Source organism: Asanoa ferruginea, from assembly GCF_003387075.1.
In the GTDB taxonomy this organism is placed as follows: domain Bacteria; phylum Actinomycetota; class Actinomycetes; order Mycobacteriales; family Micromonosporaceae; genus Asanoa; species Asanoa ferruginea.
In genome coordinates this window covers 390,052-410,491 of record NZ_QUMQ01000001.1, presented here as the reverse complement: position 1 = coordinate 410,491, position 20,440 = coordinate 390,052, and the positions used below count along the sequence as shown (strand labels likewise).

The window sequence follows — 20,440 nt, the reverse complement described above, 5'->3', positions numbered from 1 at the left end:
GGGCTCGCCCGGCCTGGCTTGCGCCGGGTTCGCCCGGCCAAGGCCGCCGGACCCGCCCTAGTTGCCCGGGAAGATGTGATTCAGCAGGTCCCCGGTCGGGCCTGTGCCGTTGGGCCGGTCGTTGGTGCCCGGCGGGTTGGGCTCCTTCGTCGGCTTGTTGCGCGGCGGGCCGCCGCTGATCTTCAGGGTGATCGTGGCGCCCTCGACGCTGCGGCGGCTCGGCTCGCTGTAGGCGACCGTGCCCTCGGCGCAGTTGGACGGGACCGGGACCGAGTCGACCTTGACCTCGAAGCCGGCCTCCTGGAGCCGGTTGCGCGCCGCGTCCACCGAGTCGCAGGACACGTCCGGGATCGTCTTCTGGTTGCCGTAGGCGGTGTCGTGGGACGGCGCCGGGAAGTCGACCTTGGGTTTGCCCTTCATCGCGTCGGCCAGCGTCTCGTACACCGCCGGGTTGATCTTGTTGTGGTCCATGCTCTCCGGCGTTTCCGGGAAGTCCGGGTCGGCCATGATCCCGGCGACCGCGAGCGAGGTCGTGGTGACCACCAGCGACGCGGTGCGGTTGCTGTCGGTGGTGCCGGTCTTGCCGGCCACCGGATGATCGACCACGTCGTGCACGCCCCGCGCCGTCGCGCCCTTGCACTCGTCGAACGCCGACTGGTCGCCGACCGGGCAGCGGGCCATGTCGATCGCGGCCCGGGCCACCTCGGTGCTCACCGCGCGGTTGCAGTTGGGCGCGCCGACGTCGAGCTTCTCGCCGGAGGAGTCGACGATCTGCTCGACCGGCGTCGGCTCGCAGTGGGATCCGTCGGCCGCCAGCGTCGCGTAGGCGTTGGCCAGGTCGAGCGGCGTCGTCGCCGAGACGCCGAGGGTGAACGAGCCCCAGGTGTCGGCCTGTGCCTTGTCGGCCGCGTGCGCGGCCTCCGACGGGGCCAGGAACCGGATGCCGAGCGCCTTCGCCGCCTGGATCGTGTTGTAGGCGCCGGCCTGCTCTTCCAGCGGCACGAAGTAGGTGTTGACCGAGGCCCCGAACGCGCTCCACATGTCGTGCAGCCCAGCCATGCTCGAGTTGTCGTTGGTCGGGCAGTAGCGCGGGATGTCGGAGCAGCTACCCGGCTCGCCCTGCGGCGCGTAGTAGCCCGACCGGTAGACCTGCTGTGCCTGGATCTCGGTGGCCAGCGGCATGCCCTTCTGGAGGGCCGCCACCGCCGCGAACATCTTGAACGTCGAGCCGGCCTGGTAGCCGTTGACCCCGCCGCCGCCGGTGATCAGCGGGTTGGTGGTGATCGGGTAGGTGCCGCGCACGCCGCGCTCGGCCTCGGCCGGGTTGCTGTGTGGCTTGTTCTTCGGCTTCGACGCGCTGTCGATGCCGAAGATCCGGTTGGTCGCCAGCGCCCGCACCCGCCCGGTGCCCGGCTCGACCGCGGCCACCATCAGCGCTTCCTTGTGGTTGACGCTGAGCTGGTCGGTCACGTTCTTCTGGGCCGCCTTCTGCACGACCGGGTCGAGCGAGGTGACCACCCGGTAGCCGCCGCCGCGCAGGCGCCGCTCCCGGTCGTAGGTGGTGCTGCCGAACGCCTCCTGGTCGAGCCACCAGCGCTGGAAGTAGTCGCAGAAGAAGCCGTAGTCGTTGGGCCGGGTCGCGGTGCAGCCGTTGTTGGGCGACTTGCCGACGAACTTCAGCTCGACCTTCTTGGCCTCGGCGGCCTGCGCGGGCTTGATCGCACCGGTCTTGACCATCTGGTCGAGCACCCAGTCGCGCCGCTCCAGGGTCTGCTTGCGCTGGCCTTCGTCCATCGGGTCATACACGCTGGGCGCCCGGATCACGCCGGCCAGCAGCGCCGACTCCGACAGGTTGAGCTTGTCGGGGGTCTTGCCGAAGTAGTAGGTGGACGCCGCGTAGATGCCGTAGGTGCTGTGCCCGTAGGGCGCGAGGTTGAGGTAGCGCTCCAGGACGCCGGGCTTGCCCAGCTCCTTGTCGAGCGCGAGCGCCTGCCGGCTCTCCTTGATCTTGCGGCTGGTGCTCTTCTCGGTAGCCTCGACCACCTGCTGCGGGTCGGTCGCCGAGTAGGTGGCGAGCATCCGGACGAGCTGCATGGTCAGGGTCGAGCCACCCTGCTGCGCGCCGGTCGCCTTGTTGACCACCACGGCCCGGGCCAGGCCCCGCACGTCGACCCCGTTGTGCCGGTAGAACGCCTGGTCCTCGGCCGCGACCAGGGCCTGCGGCACCGTGGGGGCGATCGCCGAGAGCGGAACGTCCTTGCGGTTCTCGTCGTAGAAGGTGGCCAGCGGGGTCTTGCCGTCGCGGGCGAACACCTGGGTGGCCTGGGGGGCCTGCTTGACGGTGAAGCTGGCCGGCAACTCGTCGAACGAGACCGCTCCGGCTTTCGCGATCAGACCCGACGCCGCCGCCAGGGGGAAGGCGGCGGCCGCAACGATCACTCCGGAAAGCACACCGACCGCGGCCAGCGTGGCGATGTTGCGAAACCGGCTGTTTTCGTGCGCGTGCATGCGACCCCCGGGGTGTTTGGCGTGTATTGGACCAGACGCGCCAAACGCCCGCGCGGTTGCGGGTCGGGATGCGTGAATCCGGTCACCGTCGGTCCGACACGCGGCCTAACCTCCATAAGAAAGGGGCAAATGCCAGATATGGAGCGGGGATGGATCTGGACCAGATCAACAAGCTGGCCGAGAACGATGTCGTACGCCGGCTCCTGCAGAGCGTGCTCGCGCGCGCCGGTGACGGGCTCGACCTGAACCGGCTGCTCGACCAGCTCCAGCAGGGCGGACTTCAGCAACAGGTCCAGTCGTGGATCCATATCGCACCCAACCGGGAGGTCACCGGGCCGCAGGTCCGGGACGCGCTCGGCGCGGCCAACCTCGACGCGGCGGCCAAGGACGCCGGCATCACGCCGGAGCAGGCCGCCGAGAAGCTCTCCGAGGTGCTGCCCGAACTGGTCGATCGGGCCAGCCCGTCCGGCGTGCTGCCGGACGCCACCACGCTCCAGGACGCGATGAGCCAGGTTCTGGGGGGCGAACAGAGGGAGGACCACCCGTCATGATCAGCATCCTGCTCTGGGCACTCATCGGTGGCGCGGTCATCGGGGTGCTGGCCCGGCTGATCCTGCCCGGCCGCCAGAACATCTCGACCCTGGCCACGATCACCATCGGCGTCGTCGCCGCCCTGGTCGGGGGCGTGATCGCCGACTTCCTCGGCGTCGGCGAGACCCGCGGCATCGACTGGATCCGGCACGGCATCCAGATCGGCCTGGCGATCCTGTTCATCTGGATCTTCACCCGGCTGGCCACCCGCGACGCCGCGAAACGCGACTCGATCGGGCACTAGGTCAGAGCGGTAGTTCGTCGAAGAGCACGACCGGCCCGTCGGGCTCGCGCGTGTCGAACCGGTAGGAGCGGACCACCGCGGCCGCCGAGTCGAGCACCGAGAACACGGTGACGTCGTCGTCGGCCACGTAGGCGATCGGCCGGCCCGCGGCGTCGCGCAGCGGCGCGACCGTGGGCAGCACCGCCGTCAACCCGCCCGGGTCGCCGCGCTCCGGGAACGCGCCGTAGGAGTTGCCCACGTTGGAGGTCTCCAGCCAGTTGACCCCGGCCGGGTCGCGGAACCGGTTCCACAGGTGCGAGTGCCCGTTGAGGACCAGGTCGACGCCGGCGGCCGCGAACAGCGGGGCAAGATCACGAAAGACAACATCATCTTCGATCGGGTACGCGTAGCGGACCCCGCCGTCGAACACCGTTTTCACCGGATCGGTGTACGCCGGGACGCAGTGCGCACCCAGCCCGTGGCTGCCGTGGTGGAACAGCACGACCCGGAACCGGGCGGCGCGGGCGGCGGGCGAGGCCAGTTCGCCGGCCAGCCAGGTGTGCTGCGGTGAGCCCGCGTCGACCCGCTCGTAGAGGAACTGCCCGCCCTGCGGGTCGCTCAGCCGTTCGGGTGGCTCGGCGTAGGTGCCGGCCTCGTCGCGCCACGCCCGGGTGACGAACAGCGCGACCACGAACACGTCGCCGACGGTCCGCGACCACCAACGTGGGCCGGCCGGGCCGCGGGGGACCGGGAACAGCTCCTCGTAGGTGGCGGTGTCCCAGGCGTCCGGGGCCGGGTCGTCGAACCGGGCCTTCAGCGTGCGGTGCCGGGTCCGATGGCCCATCACCTCGTGGTTGCCGATCGCCGGGAACAGCGGGGCGTGTTGCAGCAGCGGCGCGCCCCGGTAGCGCCGCCCGGCGATCTCCGTGTCGGCCCATCCGGTCATCCCGGCGAAGAAGCCGCGCCCGGTCGGGTGGTCGAACCAGTCGCCGGCCCGCTCCGGCACGCCGACCATGTCGCCGGCGAAGAGCACCCCGTCGAGCTCGACGCCGACGGTCTCGGCGACCTTGGCCAGGTTGGCCGGCGTGTTTTGCCACATCTGGTGGTCGCTCGAGAGCAGCAGGCGCACCGGCTCACCGGCCGGCACCGCGGGCGCCAAAGTGTAGGTGGGTGACTCCGTTGTCGAGCCGTCATCGAAGACGGAGACGATCCGGTAGGGGGTGCGGCTCGCCCCGAGACCGCGCACCTCCGACCAGTGTCGCCACACGGTCGCGCGTATCCCATCATCGTCATGCAGGGTGACCAGCGCGGAGCTGGTCGCTTCGACGCGCCGTTCGCCGATCAGCACCGCGCCGGTCGCCGGCGCCGCGGTGTGCCAGATGACGTGCACCCCGTCATCGAAAGGGTCGAGGAGGTAAGGCTCGCTGTGCACCGCGCAAGTATCCCCGTCCGCTGATCCGATAACGTCGTTCCATGTCCGAGACGGGTTATCCCTGGCCGATCGAGACCACCCGGCTCGCCAACGGCATGCGCGTGGTGGTCAGCGAAGACCGCAGCGCCCCGGTCGTGGCGGTCAACCTCTGGTATGACGTCGGGTCGCGGCACGAGCCCGACGGTGAGACCGGCTTCGCCCACCTGTTCGAGCACCTGATGTTCGAGGGCTCGGTCAACGTGCCGAAGACCGAGCACATGCGGCTCGTGCAGGGCAACGGCGGCTCGCTCAACGCGACCACCAACCCCGACCGGACCAACTATTTCGAGACGATGCCGGCCGAGCATCTGGAGCTGGCGCTCTGGCTCGAAGCCGACCGGATGGGCGGCCTGGTGCCGGCCCTGGTCCAGGAGACCCTCGACAACCAGCGCGACGTGGTCAAGAACGAGCGCCGGCAGCGCTACGAGAACGTCCCCTACGGCGACGCCTGGCTGCGGCTGCTCCCGTTGCTCTATCCAGCGGGCCACCCCTACCACCACCCGACGATCGGGTCGATGGAAGACCTCAACGCCGCCGAGCTGGCGACCTTCCAGGCGTTTCACCGCACCTACTACGTGCCCGACAACGCGGTGCTGACAGTGGCCGGCGACGCCACGCCGTCCGAGGTCTTCGCGCTGGCGGCCAAATACTTCGGCGGCCTGCCGTCCGGTGCGGCGCGGCCGCCGGCACCGACCGGTTCGCTCGACGGGTGGGCCGGGCCGGTCTCGTCGGTCGTCGCGGGCGACGTGCCGGCACCGCGGGTCTACCTGGCGCACCGCACGTTCCCCTACGGCACGCCCGAATACGACGCGGTGACCGTGCTGGCCACCGTGCTCGGCCAGGGCCGGGGCAGCCGGCTCTACCGGTTGCTCGCCGACGGCGCCCGGCTGGCCCAGCCCGACACGGTCTCCGCCTACGGCGTCGACCTCGCCCACGCGCCGGCGCCTCTGATCATCTCGGCGACCGCGCGCCCGGGCGTGACGGCTGCCCGGCTCGGCGCCGCGCTGGCCGAGGTGGTCGACTCGCTGGCGTCCGGGGTCGACGAGTCAGAGCTGGCCCGTGCGCAGGCGCTGCTGGAGACCGACTGGTGGACGGCCGTGGCCAGCGTGGACGGTCGGGCCGACCTGCTGAGTCGGTATACGACGCAGTTCGGCGACCCTGCGTTGGTGGGGTCGCGATTGCCCGGCTGGCAGTCGGTGACCACTTCGACCTTGGCCGCGGTGGCCCGCGAGGTGCTTCGACCCGAAGACCGGGTGACGCTGGTGTACGAGCCTCTGGAGGAAGTGGCATGACGCAGCTCATCGCACAGCGCCCGGAGCCCGGCACGCCGCGCCCCTACCGCTTCCCGCCGGTCGTGCGCCGCTCGGTCGCCGGCGGTTCGGTGGTGGCGGCCGACCTGCCCGGCCACAACCTGGCGGTGGCGAAACTGCTGCTCGACGCCGGCGGCGGCCGCGAGTCGCTCGGCGCCGAGGGCGTCGCCGAGGTGCTGGCCAAGGCGCTCGAAGAGGGCACCGCGGTGCGGTCCGGCACGGAATACGCGATCGCCCTGGAGTCGCTCGGCACCGACCTGTCGGTCGGGGTCGACTGGGACTCGTTCGCCGCGACCGTGCAGGTCCCGGTGGCGGCCCTGCCGGCTGCGGTGGAGTTGCTCGCCGAGGCTCTTCGCCGGCCTTTGCTTTCCCCCGACGACGTGTCGCGGGTGCGGGATGACGAGGCCGAGTCGCTGCGGCAGTACTGGGCCAACCCGGGCCCGCGGGCCGACGCCGTGCTGCGGCAGGACCTCTTCGGTGCCGACGTGCGACACGGACGCCCGCTGTCGGGTGACCCGCGCTCGGTGGCGGCGCTGTCGGTCGACGACGTGGTGTCGTTCCATCAGTCGTGGTTCTCGGCACCCGGCACGCTGCTCGTGGTGGGTGACCTGTCCCGGATCGACCTCGACGCCCTGGGTCGCGCCGCCTTTGCCGGTGCCTCTTCGTCTTCTCCCGTTGTGGGGGACCCGTTCCCGGTCGGCGCGCGCGGTTCACGGCGCATCGTGCTGGTCGACCGGCCGGGGTCGGTGCAGTCGACGCTGCGGCTCGGGCACACGGCGCCGCACCGGTCGCACCCTGACTACGTGCCGATGACGCTGGGCGCGATCGTGCTGGGCGGTGCGTTCACGTCGCGGCTCAACCACCTGCTGCGCGAGGTGCGCGGTTACACCTACGGCATCCGCTCCGAATACGGCCTGTCCCGGCGCTTCGGCCGGTTCGTGGTCAGCGCCGGGGTGCAAACGGCCGTCACGGCGCCGGCGCTGGTCGACGCGGTGGGCGAGATCGCTCGGACCCAGGCCGAGGGCGTCACCGAGCCGGAGCTGGCGGTGGCGCGCGACTGGCGGGCCGGCCAGTTGTCGGTCGGGTTGCAGACGCCACGCGCGTATGCGAGCGCCCTGACCACGCTGGTCGTGCACGACCTGCCGGACGATTACCACGCCCGGCTGCGCGAGTCCCTGCTGACCGCAACGGTCGACGAGGTCTCGGCGGCCACCGCCGCACACCTGAACGCTTCCGGGATCACGTTGGTCATCGAGGGCGACGCGGAAGCCATCCGCACCGAACTGGAGGCGACCGGCCTCGGCGACGTGGTGGCGGGCGGCGTCTAGCCGGATCCAGCGTCTGGCCTCAGCGGCCTGGCCGCCTGGCCTCCGCGGGCTGGCCTCCGCGGGCTGGTCTCCGCGGGCTGGCCTCCGCGGGCTGGCCTCAGCGGGGCTGGCCTCCGCGGGCTGGCCTCAGCGGGCTGGCCTCCGCGGGCTGGTCTCCGCGGGCTGGCCTCCGCGGGCTGGTCTCCGCGGGCTGGCCTCCGCGGGCTGGCCTCAGCGGGGCTGGCCTCCGCGGGCTGGCCTCAGCGGGGCTGGCCTCCGCGGGCTGGCCTCAGCGGGGCTGGCCTCCGCGGGCTGGCCTCAGCGGGGCTGGCCTCCGCGGCCTGGCCTCCGCGGCGTGGCCTCGGCGGGTTGGCGGCCGCGGGCTGGTCTCCGCGGCCTGGCGGCTGGTCTCAGCGGCGAGGCCAGCCGTAGACGCGTTCGACGTGCAAGGTCAGTGCGATCCGCTGCTCCGCGACCATCGCGGTGCGGAACTCGGCCCAGTCGGGGTGTTCGCCCGCGATGCGGCGGTAGATGTCGACCAGGTCGTCGACCGCCGCGTCGTTGGGGTCGGCGGCCACCGCGGACAAGGACGCGCGGACCTCGGCGACCGCGAACCGGCCCAGGTCCGGCGTGGTGACCTCGAAGCTGGCCCGTGGGTCGCGGCGCAGGTTGACTGTCTTCTGGCGGCGGTCGGTGATGGAGACCCGGATCGTGGCCGCCGCCCGGTCGTAGATGTAGGTGACGTTGGACAGGTGCGGTCGCCCGTCCCGCTTGATCGTCGCCAGGATGCCGGTGTCATGGGCTTCGAGAAGCTCGTGGAAGACGTCTGTCACCCGACCATCATCACCCGCTGGTGGCAGACTCGGGTTCATGTCGCGCATGGTCACGCTGGCGCCTTCGCCCCGGTTGGCGCCGTTCGTCGCGAGCCTGGGCTGGTATGAAGCCGACCTGCCCGACGGGCGCGAGATGGCCATCCCGACCGGGACCGCCCAGCTCGTCGTCAACCTCGACCGCGACGAGCTGAGCTGGCACGACACCGCCGGCCGGCGGCACACCCGGGCCGGTGCCGGGTTCTGCCCACCGCGATCGGCGGCACTGGAGATCGACACCGCCCAGCAGCGGCGCTCCATCTGCGTGGTGTTCCGGCCGGCCGGCGCCTATCCCTTCGTCGGCAACGTCGACGCCCTCGACGAGCCCGTGGTCGCCCTCGACGACCTCTGGGGACCGACCGATCTGCGGGAGCGGCTGTGCTCCGCACCCACGCCGCGCGCGGCCCTCGAAGTCCTCAAGGCCCACCTCGAAAGCCGGGCCGCGACCACGAAACCCGATCAACGGATCGCCGCCGCGGCCAACGCACTGAGCCGCGGGCAGGGCGTCGCCGGGGCGAGCGACCGCCTCGGCATGACCACCGGCACCCTGCGGCGGCGCTTCGCCGCACAGGTCGGGCTCACACCCAAGCGGTTCGCGCGCGTCCGCCGCCTCCAGCGGTTGCTCGACGCGGGCGGCGACTGGGCCGAAAAGGCGGCGGCCGTCGGCTATTTCGACCAGACCCACATGATCAGTGACTTCCGCGCGCTGACCGGGATGACGCCCACGGCGTATCGGCCCCGGTCAGCGGGGGAGCGCAACCACGTCAGCCTGCCGCGACCAGCAGCTCGGCGATCTGCACCGCGTTGAGGGCCGCGCCCTTGCGGAGGTTGTCGTTGGAGACGAAGAACGCCAGGGCGTTGTCGGCCGTCTCGTCGACCCGGAAGCGGCCGACGTAGGCCGGGTCCTGCCCCGCCGCCTTCAGCGGGGTCGGCACGTCGTCGAGCGCGACGCCGGGAGCATCGGCCAGGATCCGCTTCGCCTGCGCGGGGGTCAACGGCTCCGCGAACCGGGCGTTGACCTGCAGCGAGTGGCCGGTGAAGACCGGCACCCGGACGCACGTGCCAGAAACGCGGAGCCCGGGGATCTCGAGGATCTTGCGGCTCTCGTTGCGGAGCTTCTGCTCCTCGTCGGTCTCGGCGGAGCCGTCGTCGACGATCGAACCGGCCAGCGGCAGGACGTTGAACGCGATCGGCTGGGAGAACTGGTGCGGCTCGGGGAACTCGACCGCGGCGCCGTCGTGGGTCAGCTCGGTGGCGCGCTCGGCGACCTTGCGGACCTGCTCGTCGAGCTCGGCCACGCCGGACAGGCCGGCGCCGGAGACCGCCTGGTAGGTCGCGACCACCATGGCGACCAGGCCGGCCTCGCGGTGCAGCGGCTTGAGCACCGGCATGATCGCCATCGTGGTGCAGTTGGGGTTGGCGATGATGCCCCTGGGGCGGTCGGTGATCGCGTGCGGGTTGACCTCGGCGACCACCAGTGGGACCGCCGGGTCCATCCGCCAGGCCGACGAGTTGTCGATCACCACGGCGCCGGCCTCGGCGACCTTCGGCGCGAGCGTCTTCGAGGCGCCCTTGCCGGCCGAGAACAGCACCACGTCGAGACCGCGGTAGTCAGCGGTGTCGGCGTCTTCGACGGTGATCTCCGTGCCCTGCCACGGCAGCGTGCGCCCGGCCGAGCGCGCGCTGGCGAACAGCCGCAGCTCGGTGACCGGGAAGGCGCGCTCCGCCAGGATCCGCCGCATCACGCCGCCCACCTGGCCGGTGGCACCCACAATTCCGATCCTCATGACCGCGAGGCTACCGAGATCCGCGCCGGCGACCGAGCCGGTTTCCCACCTTCTGGTGGTGATGTTCACCGCCGCCCGAGGATCACCGTGGCGTCCAGGTCGTCGTCGGCGACCACCTCGGGGGCCAGGCCGGCATGGCTCAGCGCCGCCTTGGCCGCGTCGATCTGACCGACGCCGATCTCGCTGAGCAGCGTCCCGCCCTCGCGCAGCCAGCCCGCGGCACCGTCGGCGACCCGGCGCAGCACGTCGAGCCCGTCGGCGCCGCCGTCGAGCGCCCGCAGCGGCTCGTGGTCGCGCGCCTCCGGCGGGAGAAGATCAACCGCATCGGTGGGTACGTAGGGCACGTTGGCCACCAGCACGTCGACCCGCCCGCGCAGCTCGGCCGGCAGCGCGTCGAACAGATCACCTTCGAAGACCTGCCCGGCGTACGGGGCCAGGTTGCGCGACGCGACGGCGACGGCGGCCGGTTCGATGTCGGCCGCGTACACGGACAGGTCGCCGACCCGGCTCGCGACGACCGCGGCGATCGCACCCGAGCCGCAGGCCAGGTCGACCAGCACCGGCCGGTGCTCCGACCCGGGCAGCTCGCCGATGGCGGCGACGGCGAGGCGGACCAGCAGTTCGGTGCGGTGCCGGGGCACGAACACGCCGGGCCGCACCAGGATGCGCTCGCCGCAGAACTCGGCCCAGCCGAGCACGTGTTCCAGGGGCACGCCGCCGGCCCGCTCGGCCACCATCTCGTCGAGCCGCGCCGGGGTGGGCGCCGATTCGATCAGCAGCCGGGCCTCCTCCTCGGCGAACACGCAGCCGGCCGCGCGCAGCGTGGCGACGATCGTCTCCTCGTCAGCCACCGGCATTGCTCCGGCGCAGCATCTCGGCCAGGTCGATGGGCGGGTGGCCGGCGACCCGCTCGACCGTGTCGGTCACCTCGGCCAGGTCGCCGTGCGCGATCGCCGTGTAGGTGCTGACCCAGCCGTCGACCTGCCAGTTCGGTGCGCCGTAGCCGGCCCGCGACGCGTACGCCTCCTCGACGGTCTCCTCCTCGTAGCGGTAGGCGCGGTTGAACACCGCGGTCATGGTGGCCGCGGCCTCCTCCAGGGTGATCGCGAACGGCCCGGTCAGCTCGTAGACCTGCCCGGCGTGCCGCCCCGGCTCGCCCAGCACCGCGACGGCCACGTCGGCGACGTCGTCGCGGGCCACCGCGGCCACCCGGCCCTCGCCGGCCGGCCCGCGGATCACCCGGTCGACCGCCAGGTTGGGCAGGAAGTCGAGGTAGAGGTTGTCGCGCAGGATCGTGTGCGAGATGCCGGTCGACTTGATGTGCTGCTCGGTCGCGTAGTGGTGGCGGCCGAGGGTGAACGTCGAGTCCGGCGCGGCGCCGAAGAACGAGGTGTAGACCAGGTGCCGCACGCCGGCCGCGACGGCCGCGTCGATGAACGCGAGATGCTTGCTGACCCGGTCGGCCTCCTCCGCCGCGGAGACCATGAACAGGGTGTCCACACCAGACAGTGCGGCCCGGGCGGCGGGCTCGTCGTGGTAGGCGGCCACGGCGACCCGGGCGCCCGGCAGCTCCGGTGCGCGGGCGGCGTCGCGCACGACCAGGAGCTGCTCCTGCCCGGCGGCGGCCAGCCGGCGCGCGACCCGGCCGCCGAGCTCGCCGGTCGACCCGGTCACGGCCAGCACGCCGGTGCCGCCGCCCTGGCTCCGGCCGGCCTCGCGGGCCGGGGTCGTGCTCATTTGGCCGGGAGCGTGTGCGCGTACGCGACGCCCCGCTCGACCCAGGTCTCCAGGTCTTTCTCGTTGGCCAGCCCCTCGGGGCCGACGACGACCCAGCCGGCCGGGCGCCGGCCGCCGCCCATCACGAACGCGCTCACGTGCGGCTCGGCCAGGGCCGCCTCGGTGGCCTCCTTGCCGATCCGCACCAGGAGGCCGTCGTCGCGGACGCCGCAGGCCATGTTGCCGCCCACCATGAAGATCAGACTGCCGAACATCCGGCGCTCGTCGACGTCGGGTGCGCCACCGATCAGCTCCCGGACCTGATCCACCAGGTGATCATCAACAACCATTATCCGATCGTGCCACGCACAACCGCGAAGGCAGGCCGGAACGGAACCGCGTGCTGGATCGTCAGATGGGTTATGGGACGTTCGTCGTGGGCGGTCGCCACCGCCCTGCCGCTGCTGATGCTGGCTTCCGCGTGTGCACAACCGGCGGCTGACGCCGCGCCGGCCGCCCCGCCACCCGCCGCCGAGGCGCTCGGCGCCGACGAGGTGGCGCTGCGGGTCACCCACGCCGGCGGCTTCGTGACACCGCAGTCGATCCCGTCGCGGGTGCCGGCGCTGTCGATCTACGGTGACGGCCGGGTGATCAGCGAAGGGCCGGTCGCGGCCATCTATCCCGGCCCGGCGTTGCCCAACCTGCAACAGTCGCGCATCTCGACGGCCGATGTCGACGCGCTGGTCCGCCGGGCGGTCAAGGCCGGCGTCGGTGCCGGCACCGACCTGGGTCAGCCCGGCGTCGCCGACGCGGCCACCACCCGGTTCGTGGTGACGACCGAGGCCGGGCTGCGCCGCACCGACGCCTACGCGCTGGAGATGCCCGACGACGGCGGCCTGCTGACCGCCGACCAGAAGGCCGCCCGCAAGAAGCTGTCCGACCTGCTCGCCGACCTGCAAGACCTGCCGAAGACGCTCGGCTCGGGCGCGGTGACCGAAGAGGGTGGCTACCAGGCCAAGGTGGTCGCCGGAATCGCGACTCCTTATACCCAGCAGCCGGAAAACGTCGCCGAGCTCGCGCCGCCCACCGCGGTCGTCTGGCCCGGCCCGGTGCTGCCCGGTGGGCGGTTGAACCCCAACGTCGACGTCGGCTGCGTGGCCGCGTCCGGCGACCAGGCCCGCGCGGTGCTCACCGCCGCCGGGAAGGCCAACGCGATGACGCCGTGGACCTCCGCGGGCAAGCGGTGGTCGGTGCTGTTGCGCCCGCTGCTGCCCGACGAGTCCGGCTGTGCCGACCTGGCCAAACAGGAATGACGCGGTCGGCTCGTACGCGGGCGCTTATATAAGTTGTTGGTAAAGTGTCGCCCATGGACTTCCTCGATGCGATCAAGACCGCGTCCCGCGAGGTGGGCCGGCAGAACCTGCCCGAAGGCCCGGCCCGCTCGGTGGTCCTGCGGCGCAGTTTCCCGGCGCCGGCCGACGACGTGTGGGCCGCGATCACCGACCCCGACCGGCTCAGCCGCTGGTTCCTGCCGGTCAGCGGCGACCTGACGGTGGGCGGGCTCTACCAGATCGAGGGCAACGCCGGTGGCCGCATCCTGCGCTGCCAGCGGCCGACCGAGCTGGTGGTCACCTGGATCTTCGGCGCCGACATCGCGACGACGACCGGCAGCGAGGTGCACCTGACCCTCTCGCCCGAGCCCGACGGCGGCACCGAGTTGCTGTTGCGGCACGTGGCGGTGGTCGACGAGGAGCTGTGGAAGCAATACGGCCCGGGTGCCACCGGTGTCGGCTGGGACCTTTCGTTCCTCGGGCTCGGTCTGCACCTCGCGGGCGGTGGGCTCGACGACGACGAGGGCTGGGAAGAGTCGGCCGAGGCCCGCGCGTTCATGGTGGCCAGCGCCGAGAGTTGGGGTGCGGCGCAGCTCGCCGACGGCGCCACACCCGACGCGGTCACCGCCGCGGTCGCCAACACGATCGGGTTCTACGCGCCCGAAGACTAAGGGCGGGGGATCCTCTGGGCGACGACCGGTGCCAGCCGGGCCGCGGCGGCGCAGACCCGCTCGCCCCGCGGCAGCCGCTCGACGGTGAAACCGACCTGCACCGCCCGGTCCGGGCGGGCGGCGAACAACCGCTCGCAGGTGGCCTGGCCGAGCCGCGCGCCGGCGCGCTGGAGCACACCGTCGAGCGCGACACTGAATCTCGGCATGCCCCGGTCTTCGACGCCTTCCAGCGCCTGCCGGGCGACATCGAGGGTGGTCGGCAGGAACGTGACGGCGACGCTGTCGAGGTAGGTGCCGCTGTGGTTCCACGGCTCCTCGACGCGGAAGGTGCAGAGCTGGGTCGCCGGGTCGCCGTCGAGACCGGCCGACTCGGTCAGCTTGCCCGGGCCGAGGCCGATGGCCTCGAGTTCGGCGTCGCGCAGGAACTCGCACGGGCTGGTGATGGCGGCCGGATCCGGCGGCGGAGCGCTCGCTTGCGAGCAGCCGGCGAGCGCGAGCAGCGCGCAAGACATCGACAACCATCGCCGCATACGGCAACTGTAGCGGGCGGTTTCGGCGGGTTATCCGGTGACGTAGCCGAACGGGGGACGGTCGTCCCGCACATCGGACCAGACACCGCTGCGGTCGATGCGGCGCTGCGCCTCGCCCAGCCCGATGTCGTAGATGTCGCACAACGCCCGGGCGGACGGCACCAACTGGAGGCCACCCTCGCGCAGGCGGCGCAGCACCGCGGTTTCGGTCGCGCCGTCGTGCGCTTCGGCGGAGACGCGCTGGACCAGGTCGGCATAGCCGGTAGGGAGCGGCATGCCCCGCAGTATCCCCCGATAGGGTGTCGCGCGGTGTGCACCGGGCGGCCGAAATTGATCTCTTGCTTTTTGATCCTTCGGATGGTGTAACTGGGCTGGCACTGCCGGTAAGGTGTGCGAGTTGACATGAGCAGCGCATGGGAGGTCCGGAAGTGCCGGTCACTGGTCAGCGAGTGGTGCGGCGCGCCCTCGGCCGTCGGTTGACCAAGCTGCGCGTGGCCAACGGCAAGTCCCGCCGTGAGGTGGCCGAAGCGAAGCTGGGCATCTCCGAGCCGACGCTGCACCGCATCGAGACCGGCAAGGTCCCGGTCACGGGAGCCAACGTGCGGGCGCTGTGCTGGCTCTACGGCGCCGACCAGAGCGTCACCGACGCGCTCGCCGAGATGGCCCTGGGCACGTCACGCGAAGAGTGGTGGGACGGCAGCCCGGTCATCCCCGACTGGTTCAAGCTCTACGTCGGCCTCGAGGCCAGCGCCTCGAAGATCTGCACCTACGACGGCGAGATCATCCCCGGCGAGTTCCAGACCGAGCAATACGCGCTGGCCGTCTTCGGCGCCGAGCAGCCCACCGACGACGAGTCCGTGCACCGGCACGTGAAGCTACGGATGCAGCGGCAGCGAGCGTTGCTGGCCCGCGGCCCCAAACTGGTCACCGTGCTCGGCGAAAACGCGCTGACCCGGGTGGTCGGCGGCAAGTCGGTGCTCGACGGCCAGATCGAGCACCTGCGGCGCACGGCCAAGCGCGACAACGTCGACATCCGGGTGCTGCCGTTCGCGATCGGCGCCCACGCCGCGATGGCCGGCGCGTTCCGCATCCTCGACTTCGACGACCCCGACGACCCCGACGTGGTCTACCTCGAGTCCCACGTCGGCGCGCTCTACCTCGAAGAGGAGCACGAGGTCGCCGAATACCGCCGGGTCTTCGACCTGGTCTCCCACGCGTCGGTCCCGTTGGAGCAGTTCACCTAGGCCTGGGTCCCCGACGAGACAATCTCGCGTCCGCTCGTGCATAGTGGACGGCGTCAGATGTCGACCTTGACGACGGGGGACTGATCGTGGCTGGTGTCGCAAACGAAGGCAGTGCCAAGCCCGCGACCGCGGCACGGATCTACGACTACCACCTCGGCGGAACCCACAACTTCCCGGCCGACCGCGAAGCTGCGCAGGCGATCACCAAGATGTTCCCGTTCGTTCCGCTGCTGGCCCGGGCCAACCGCGCCTTCCTGCGGCGGGCCGTGCGGCACGTGGCCGAGCAGGGCGTCACGCAGTTCCTCGACGTCGGCTCCGGCATCCCGACCGAGGGCAACGTCCACGAGGTGGTGCACGAGATCAACCCGGACGCGCGGGTGGTCTACGTCGACATGGACCCGGTCGCCGTGTCGGAGAGCCTCGACATCCTGGCCGGCAAGCCCAACGCGACCGCGATCCGCGCCGACCTGCGCGACCCGCAGTCGATCCTCGGCCACCCACAGGTCCGGAAGATCATCGACTTCGGCCAGCCGGTCGCGCTGCTGACGGTGGCGGTGCTGCACTTCGTCGCCGACGACGAGCTCGCGACGAAGGCGCTGGAGGAGCTGCTGGGTGCGCTGCCGTCGGGCAGCTACCTGGTGCTGTCACACGGTTCGGCCGAGGGCATGGCGATCGACCTCGACCAGCTCGACACCGCGCAGAGTGTCTACAAGCGCGACACCACGACGCCGTTCGTGCTGCGCTCGCGCGCGGAGGTGACCGCCTACTTCGACGGGCTCGACCTGGTCGAGCCCGGAGTGGTGTGGTTGCCGCAGTGGCGCCCGGCACCCGGCGACCCGACCGACTTCGTCGCCGACCCGGCCCAGAGCGGCGGGCTGTGCGGGGTGGCCAAGCTCCCCTGAGCTGACCGCAGACGCAAAAAAGCCGGGCCGTCGCTGTGACGGCCCGGCTTTTTGCGCGATCAGTCCTGCAGGAGCTGGTCGAACTCGCCGCGCTTGGCTCCGAAGAGGAACGAGTCCCACTCTTCGGTGGTGAACGCAACCAGGCCACCGGCGCGGTTCTTGCTGTTGCGGACCTCGATCCAACCGTCGTGGCGGCGCGCTTCCACGCAGCTGCCACCGTTGCCCGTTGATCTGCTGGACATGATCCATTCCGTGCTGTCCGGCATGGGGTTAGTCCCTTCTGGTCGTGTGACGTGGAAACTGGCGCCCGCCACGGTTTCCGGCGATCCGGACACCTGGTCGGCCAAAACCCAGAAGTTGCTCTCGGTAGTCGAAGATCGGCACGCCGTGCCTGTCTTGGGCTTCCATCGCTGCACTTGCTCCTGGTAGTGACCGATATTGGGCATACGGCTCGCGGCGTGCTTCTTTCACCATGAAACCGTGACGCACATAGCGTAACTGAAAGTCCGTCCGATGCATGTCCTCAGGATGTTAAAGATCGCCGTGAAATCTTGCACGCTGATCAGCTGCCTGCGATGCTCATGTGCACGCCCCTCCAAGCGAGCCCCCCAAGCACCGACCGCGACGGAGATGATCCACATGGCCGCGCCGCTCCTCGATCCCCACCTCCGAACGGAACCCGCCGCTTCCCCCAGCGCGGGTTACCAGCCCGGCAGTTGGGTCTGGGTGCACACATTGGGCAGTTGGCGGCCCGGGATCGTGCTGCACTCGTCGCCGCACGCCGCGACCGTGCGCTATCGGCCGGCCCAGGGGCGGGGCACCAGCGTCGACACCGTGACGAGCCACTCGCTGGCCGCGCGCAAGGACGAGGACCCGCTGCTCGACAACGCACCGCTCGGCGCGCTCCGCTAGCCCCATCTCCGTCCACATTGGAATAGATGCTCCAGCGCGCCATCTGGTTGCCATGACGGGGAAGATTTTTCGTGTCGATCCTGCTGATGGGCGTCGTCGGATCGACGGCATACGGGCTGGCCGGGCCCGCATCTGACATCGACCGGCTCGGTATCTTCGCGGTGCCGACCATCGAGTTGCACGGCCTCGCGCGGCCCACCGAGACGCGGGTGACCCACGAGCCCGACCTGACCGTCCACGAGGCGGCGAAGTTCTGCCGGCTGGCGCTGGCCGGCAATCCGACAGTCACCGAGCTGATGTGGCTGCCCGACCGGCTCTACGAGACGCGTACCCCGCTCGGCGACGGTCTGATCGCGATCCGGGCCAGCTTCCTGTCGGCCCGCCGGGTGCGCGACGCCTATCTCGGCTACGCCACCAAGCAGTTCCGGCTGCTGTCCAACCGCGCCGGCGGCTACGACCAGCGGGTCTCCAAGCACGCCCGGCACCTGATGCGCCTGTGCCACCAGGGCCTGCACGCCTACCGGACCGGCGAGATCCAGGTGGAGCTCGACGACCCGCGGGCCTTCCTCGACTTCGGTGAGCGGGTCGCGGCCGGCGACCTCGACGTCGCCCGGGCGATGCTGGCCGCACACGAGGACGCCTTCGCCGCCGCGGCACCGGCGGTCCCGGACCAGCCCGACGTCGCGACAGTCGAGAACTGGCTGCTCGGCGTACGCGAAGAGTTCTATGTGTCGCCGGGTGTGACCAGTCCGGTCTCGTAGGCCAGCACGACGGCCTGCGCCCGGTCGCGCAGCGAGAGTTTCGCGAAGATCCGGGCGACGTGCGTCTTCACCGTCGCCTCGCTGAGGGTCAGCGACCGGGCCAGCTCGGTGTTGGACAGGCCGCGGCCGAGCAGCGTCAAAACCTCCAGCTCGCGCGGGGTCAGGGCATCGAGATCACGGTGTACGGCCGGCTTCTCGCGATCGTCGGCCGCGAAGCGCTGCACGAGCCGGCGGGTGATCGACGGTGCCAGCAGCGCGTCGCCCGTGTCGACCAGCCGAACAGCGGCGGCCAGGTGGTCGGCGGTCACGTCCTTGAGCAGGAAGCCGCTGGCACCGAGCGCCAGGGCGGCGTACACGTAACGGTCGAGGTCGAAGGTTGTCAGCATCAGCACCCGGCAGCGCGGATCGTTCTCCAGGATCAGCCGGGTCGCTTCGAGGCCGTTCATCGCCGGCATCCGGATGTCCATCAGCACGACGTCGGGTCGCAGCCGGCGCGCGACCGTCACCGCCTCCGCGCCGTCGGTGGCCTCGCCGACCACCTCGACGCCGCGCGCGGTCAGGATCATCCGGAAGCCGGTGCGGATCAGTTCCTGATCGTCGACGATCAGCACCCGGGGGCCCGCCGTCACGGTGCCTCCAATGGGATCCGCGCCCGCACCCGGTAGCCGCCGCCGAGCCGCCGCCTTGCGTCGAGGTCGCCCCCGTAGACCGCGACCCGTTGCCGCAACCCCAGCAACCCCCGGCCGGCGCCGTCGCCGCGGGTGGCTCTTGGGGCGTCGCCGGTCAGCACGCTCGGGCCGCTGGTCAGCACCTCGACCCGCAGCGCGCGCTCGGCGTAGCGAACCGTCACCTCCGCCTTCCCGCCGGCGCCGTGCTTGAGCGCGTTGGTCAGCGCCTCCTGCACGATCCGGTAGGCGGTCACGTCCACCCCGGACGGCAGCGGCCGCGGCTCGCCGGAGATCCGCACCTCGACCGGCAGGCCGGCGAACGCGATCCGGTCGATCAGCGGGCTGAGCCGGCTCAGGCTCGGCTGCGGCGCCAGCTCCTCCTCGGTGCCGTCCGCCGCCGGGGCCAGCAGGCCGAGCAGGTGCCGCAACTCGGTCATCGTGGTGCGGCCGGCGCCCTCCACCGCCGTCAGCGCCGCCGTCGCCTCGTCGGGCATCGTGGGGAGCACCTCGCGGGCCGCCGCGGCCTGCACGATCATCAGGCTCACGTTGTGGCTGACGATGTCGTGCAGTTCCCGGGCGATGCGGGCGCGCTCGGCGTCGACGGCGGTGCGGGCGGCGCTCTCCCGTTCGCGTTCGAGCAGCCAGCCGTGTTGCTGGGTGGCCCGCTGGTGCCGCCGGCGGGCCCGCGCGTAGGCCACGCCGAACACGGCCGCGCACGCGAAGCCCAACGCGCCCACCAGCCAGCCCACCGCATCACCTTCGCATCCCGGTGCCGTCGGCGCGTCATCCCCGGGGTCCAGCCGGCTACATCGCGCGGATGACGGCGGCACCTGGTTGCATCCCGCGACCGATTCGGCGGCGGCGCCGGCAGCGCTAACTTGCTGCCATGACCCTGGTTGTGAGACTGGAGAACGTCCGCAAGGAGTACGGCGACACCACCGCGCTGAACGACGTATCGCTGGAAATCCACACCGGTGAGGCGGTGGCCGTGATGGGCCCGTCGGGCTGCGGCAAGTCGACGATGCTCAACATGATCGCCGGCCTCGACCGGCCGACCTCCGGGACCGTGCTCGTGCACGACCAGGACCTCGGCCGGCTCAACGAGACCAAGCTGGCGCTGTTCCGCCGGCACAAGATCGGCATGATCTTCCAGTTCTTCAACCTCCTCGACGACCTGCCGGCGCTCGACAACGTGGCCCTCGCCGCCCAACTCACCGGTGCGCGGGTCGGCTCGGCCCGGGCCCGGGCGCTGGAACTGCTCGACGAGTTGGGGATCGCCGACCGGCGCAACGCCTACCCCGCGAGCCTGAGCGGCGGCGAACGGCAGCGGGTCGCGGTGGCGCGGGCGCTGATGAACCGCCCGGCGCTGCTGCTCGCCGACGAACCGACCGGCGCCCTCGACAGCCGCGCCGGCGAGCAGGTGATGGACCTGCTGCTGGATCTGAACCAGATCGGCCAGACGCTGCTCATCGTCACCCACGACGAGCGGCTCGCGACCCGCTGCGCCAGCCGGGTCGTCGAACTCGCCGACGGCCGCATCACCGGCGAGCGCGCCCCGGAACGCGCATGAGCGAGCGAAGCGAGCGTGGTCAGCTCAGTTGCGTGCGGTCGTGCTCCGCCGACCGAAGGGAGGCGGCGG

At 71.5% G+C, this 20,440-nt stretch carries 24 protein-coding genes; 12 read left to right on the top strand and 12 right to left on the bottom strand.

What is annotated here, in order from left to right; genetic code table 11:
• Nucleotides 1-57 precede the first annotated feature (57 nt).
• Nucleotides 58-2,508, bottom strand: a complete 2,451-nt coding sequence (locus DFJ67_RS02010) for a penicillin-binding protein (RefSeq protein WP_116066280.1) — start codon at nt 2,506-2,508, stop codon at nt 58-60.
• 149 nt (nt 2,509-2,657) lie between these two features.
• Here DFJ67_RS02010 and DFJ67_RS02005 point away from each other — a divergent pair, with 149 nt between their 5' ends.
• Both DFJ67_RS02005 and DFJ67_RS02000 read left to right on the top strand, forming a co-directional pair.
• Nucleotides 2,658-3,059 carry a YidB family protein gene (locus DFJ67_RS02005; RefSeq protein WP_170215716.1) on the top strand — a complete coding sequence of 134 codons (402 nt, stop codon included), beginning with the start codon at nt 2,658-2,660 and terminating at the stop codon, nt 3,057-3,059.
• On the top strand, nt 3,056-3,343 hold the full coding sequence (locus tag DFJ67_RS02000; RefSeq protein ID WP_116066278.1) for a GlsB/YeaQ/YmgE family stress response membrane protein: 288 nt from the start codon (nt 3,056-3,058) through the stop codon (nt 3,341-3,343). Before DFJ67_RS02005 ends, DFJ67_RS02000 begins: the two co-directional genes overlap by 4 nt.
• Before the next feature lies 1 nt (nt 3,344).
• On the opposite strand, the gene DFJ67_RS01995 is transcribed toward DFJ67_RS02000, so the two are convergent.
• Nucleotides 3,345-4,754 (bottom strand): metallophosphoesterase family protein, encoded by a 1,410-nt coding sequence (locus tag DFJ67_RS01995; RefSeq protein WP_116066277.1) that lies wholly within the window; start codon nt 4,752-4,754, stop codon nt 3,345-3,347.
• Nucleotides 4,755-4,795: 41 nt separating this feature from the next.
• Between DFJ67_RS01995 and DFJ67_RS01990 the strand changes: the two genes are divergently transcribed.
• On the top strand, nt 4,796-6,085 hold the full coding sequence (locus DFJ67_RS01990) for a M16 family metallopeptidase (RefSeq protein ID WP_116066276.1): 1,290 nt from the start codon (nt 4,796-4,798) through the stop codon (nt 6,083-6,085).
• On the top strand, nt 6,082-7,431 hold the full coding sequence (locus DFJ67_RS01985) for a M16 family metallopeptidase (RefSeq protein WP_116066275.1): 1,350 nt from the start codon (nt 6,082-6,084) through the stop codon (nt 7,429-7,431). Before DFJ67_RS01990 ends, DFJ67_RS01985 begins: the two co-directional genes overlap by 4 nt.
• A 389-nt stretch (nt 7,432-7,820) precedes the next feature.
• Here DFJ67_RS01985 and DFJ67_RS01980 read toward each other — a convergent pair whose 3' ends face one another.
• A complete protein-coding gene (locus DFJ67_RS01980; RefSeq protein WP_239097523.1) occupies nt 7,821-8,243 on the bottom strand; it encodes a PPOX class F420-dependent oxidoreductase in 423 nt (140 codons plus the stop codon).
• Nucleotides 8,244-8,280: 37 nt separating this feature from the next.
• Here DFJ67_RS01980 and DFJ67_RS01975 point away from each other — a divergent pair, with 37 nt between their 5' ends.
• Complete coding sequence (locus DFJ67_RS01975) at nt 8,281-9,087, top strand: helix-turn-helix domain-containing protein (RefSeq protein WP_170215715.1); 807 nt, start codon at nt 8,281-8,283, stop codon at nt 9,085-9,087.
• Here DFJ67_RS01975 and DFJ67_RS01970 read toward each other — a convergent pair.
• From DFJ67_RS01970 to DFJ67_RS01955, 4 genes are all read right to left on the bottom strand, one after another.
• The gene (locus DFJ67_RS01970; RefSeq protein WP_116075500.1) at nt 9,044-10,066 is read right to left on the bottom strand and encodes an aspartate-semialdehyde dehydrogenase; all 1,023 of its coding nucleotides are present in this window, start codon (nt 10,064-10,066) and stop codon (nt 9,044-9,046) included. The two genes, DFJ67_RS01975 and DFJ67_RS01970, sit on opposite strands and share 44 nt — an antisense overlap.
• Nucleotides 10,067-10,131: 65 nt before the next feature.
• Entirely contained in the window at nt 10,132-10,923 is a 792-nt protein-coding gene (locus DFJ67_RS01965; protein ID WP_116066273.1) for a putative protein N(5)-glutamine methyltransferase, read from the bottom strand.
• A complete protein-coding gene (locus tag DFJ67_RS01960; RefSeq protein ID WP_116066272.1) occupies nt 10,910-11,803 on the bottom strand; it encodes an SDR family oxidoreductase in 894 nt (297 codons plus the stop codon). The genes DFJ67_RS01965 and DFJ67_RS01960 overlap by 14 nt, the downstream gene beginning before the upstream one ends.
• Nucleotides 11,800-12,132 (bottom strand): TfoX/Sxy family protein, encoded by a 333-nt coding sequence (locus DFJ67_RS01955; RefSeq protein WP_116066271.1) that lies wholly within the window; start codon nt 12,130-12,132, stop codon nt 11,800-11,802. The genes DFJ67_RS01960 and DFJ67_RS01955 overlap by 4 nt, the downstream gene beginning before the upstream one ends.
• Before the next feature lie 72 nt (nt 12,133-12,204).
• Between DFJ67_RS01955 and DFJ67_RS01950 the strand changes: the two genes are divergently transcribed.
• Nucleotides 12,205-13,095 carry a hypothetical protein gene (locus tag DFJ67_RS01950; protein ID WP_116066270.1) on the top strand — a complete coding sequence of 297 codons (891 nt, stop codon included), beginning with the start codon at nt 12,205-12,207 and terminating at the stop codon, nt 13,093-13,095.
• Nucleotides 13,096-13,148: 53 nt separating this feature from the next.
• Entirely contained in the window at nt 13,149-13,784 is a 636-nt protein-coding gene (locus tag DFJ67_RS01945; RefSeq protein ID WP_116066269.1) for an SRPBCC domain-containing protein, read from the top strand.
• Here the strand turns inward: DFJ67_RS01945 and DFJ67_RS01940 are convergent.
• The gene (locus tag DFJ67_RS01940; protein ID WP_147315390.1) at nt 13,781-14,314 is read right to left on the bottom strand and encodes a hypothetical protein; all 534 of its coding nucleotides are present in this window, start codon (nt 14,312-14,314) and stop codon (nt 13,781-13,783) included. The two genes, DFJ67_RS01945 and DFJ67_RS01940, sit on opposite strands and share 4 nt — an antisense overlap.
• A gap of 30 nt (nt 14,315-14,344) precedes the next feature.
• Complete coding sequence (locus tag DFJ67_RS01935; protein WP_116066267.1) at nt 14,345-14,590, bottom strand: hypothetical protein; 246 nt, start codon at nt 14,588-14,590, stop codon at nt 14,345-14,347.
• A gap of 152 nt (nt 14,591-14,742) precedes the next feature.
• Here DFJ67_RS01935 and DFJ67_RS01930 point away from each other — a divergent pair, with 152 nt between their 5' ends.
• Nucleotides 14,743-15,558 (top strand): helix-turn-helix domain-containing protein, encoded by an 816-nt coding sequence (locus DFJ67_RS01930; RefSeq protein WP_170215714.1) that lies wholly within the window; start codon nt 14,743-14,745, stop codon nt 15,556-15,558.
• Between the two features lie 86 nt (nt 15,559-15,644).
• Entirely contained in the window at nt 15,645-16,460 is an 816-nt protein-coding gene (locus DFJ67_RS01925) for an SAM-dependent methyltransferase (RefSeq protein ID WP_170215713.1), read from the top strand.
• Nucleotides 16,461-16,519: 59 nt separating this feature from the next.
• Here the strand turns inward: DFJ67_RS01925 and DFJ67_RS01920 are convergent, their stop codons facing one another.
• Complete coding sequence (locus tag DFJ67_RS01920; RefSeq protein WP_308442581.1) at nt 16,520-16,702, bottom strand: DUF397 domain-containing protein; 183 nt, start codon at nt 16,700-16,702, stop codon at nt 16,520-16,522.
• A 397-nt stretch (nt 16,703-17,099) separates the two neighbouring features.
• On the opposite strand from DFJ67_RS01920, the gene DFJ67_RS01915 reads away from it, so the two are divergent.
• Entirely contained in the window at nt 17,100-17,372 is a 273-nt protein-coding gene (locus tag DFJ67_RS01915; RefSeq protein WP_116066263.1) for a hypothetical protein, read from the top strand.
• 71 nt (nt 17,373-17,443) lie between these two features.
• Nucleotides 17,444-18,133, top strand: a complete 690-nt coding sequence (locus DFJ67_RS01910) for a nucleotidyltransferase domain-containing protein (RefSeq protein WP_203784232.1) — start codon at nt 17,444-17,446, stop codon at nt 18,131-18,133.
• On the opposite strand, the gene DFJ67_RS01905 is transcribed toward DFJ67_RS01910, so the two are convergent.
• Nucleotides 18,097-18,762: a response regulator gene (locus DFJ67_RS01905; RefSeq protein WP_203784233.1), complete on the bottom strand. Its 666-nt coding sequence runs from the start codon at nt 18,760-18,762 to the stop codon at nt 18,097-18,099. The genes DFJ67_RS01910 and DFJ67_RS01905 overlap by 37 nt on opposite strands.
• Entirely contained in the window at nt 18,759-19,550 is a 792-nt protein-coding gene (locus tag DFJ67_RS01900) for a sensor histidine kinase (protein WP_116066262.1), read from the bottom strand. Before DFJ67_RS01900 ends, DFJ67_RS01905 begins: the two co-directional genes overlap by 4 nt.
• Before the next feature lie 137 nt (nt 19,551-19,687).
• Here DFJ67_RS01900 and DFJ67_RS01895 point away from each other — a divergent pair, with 137 nt between their 5' ends.
• Complete coding sequence (locus tag DFJ67_RS01895; protein ID WP_116066261.1) at nt 19,688-20,371, top strand: ABC transporter ATP-binding protein; 684 nt, start codon at nt 19,688-19,690, stop codon at nt 20,369-20,371.
• The last annotated feature ends 69 nt before the right edge of the window (nt 20,372-20,440 follow it).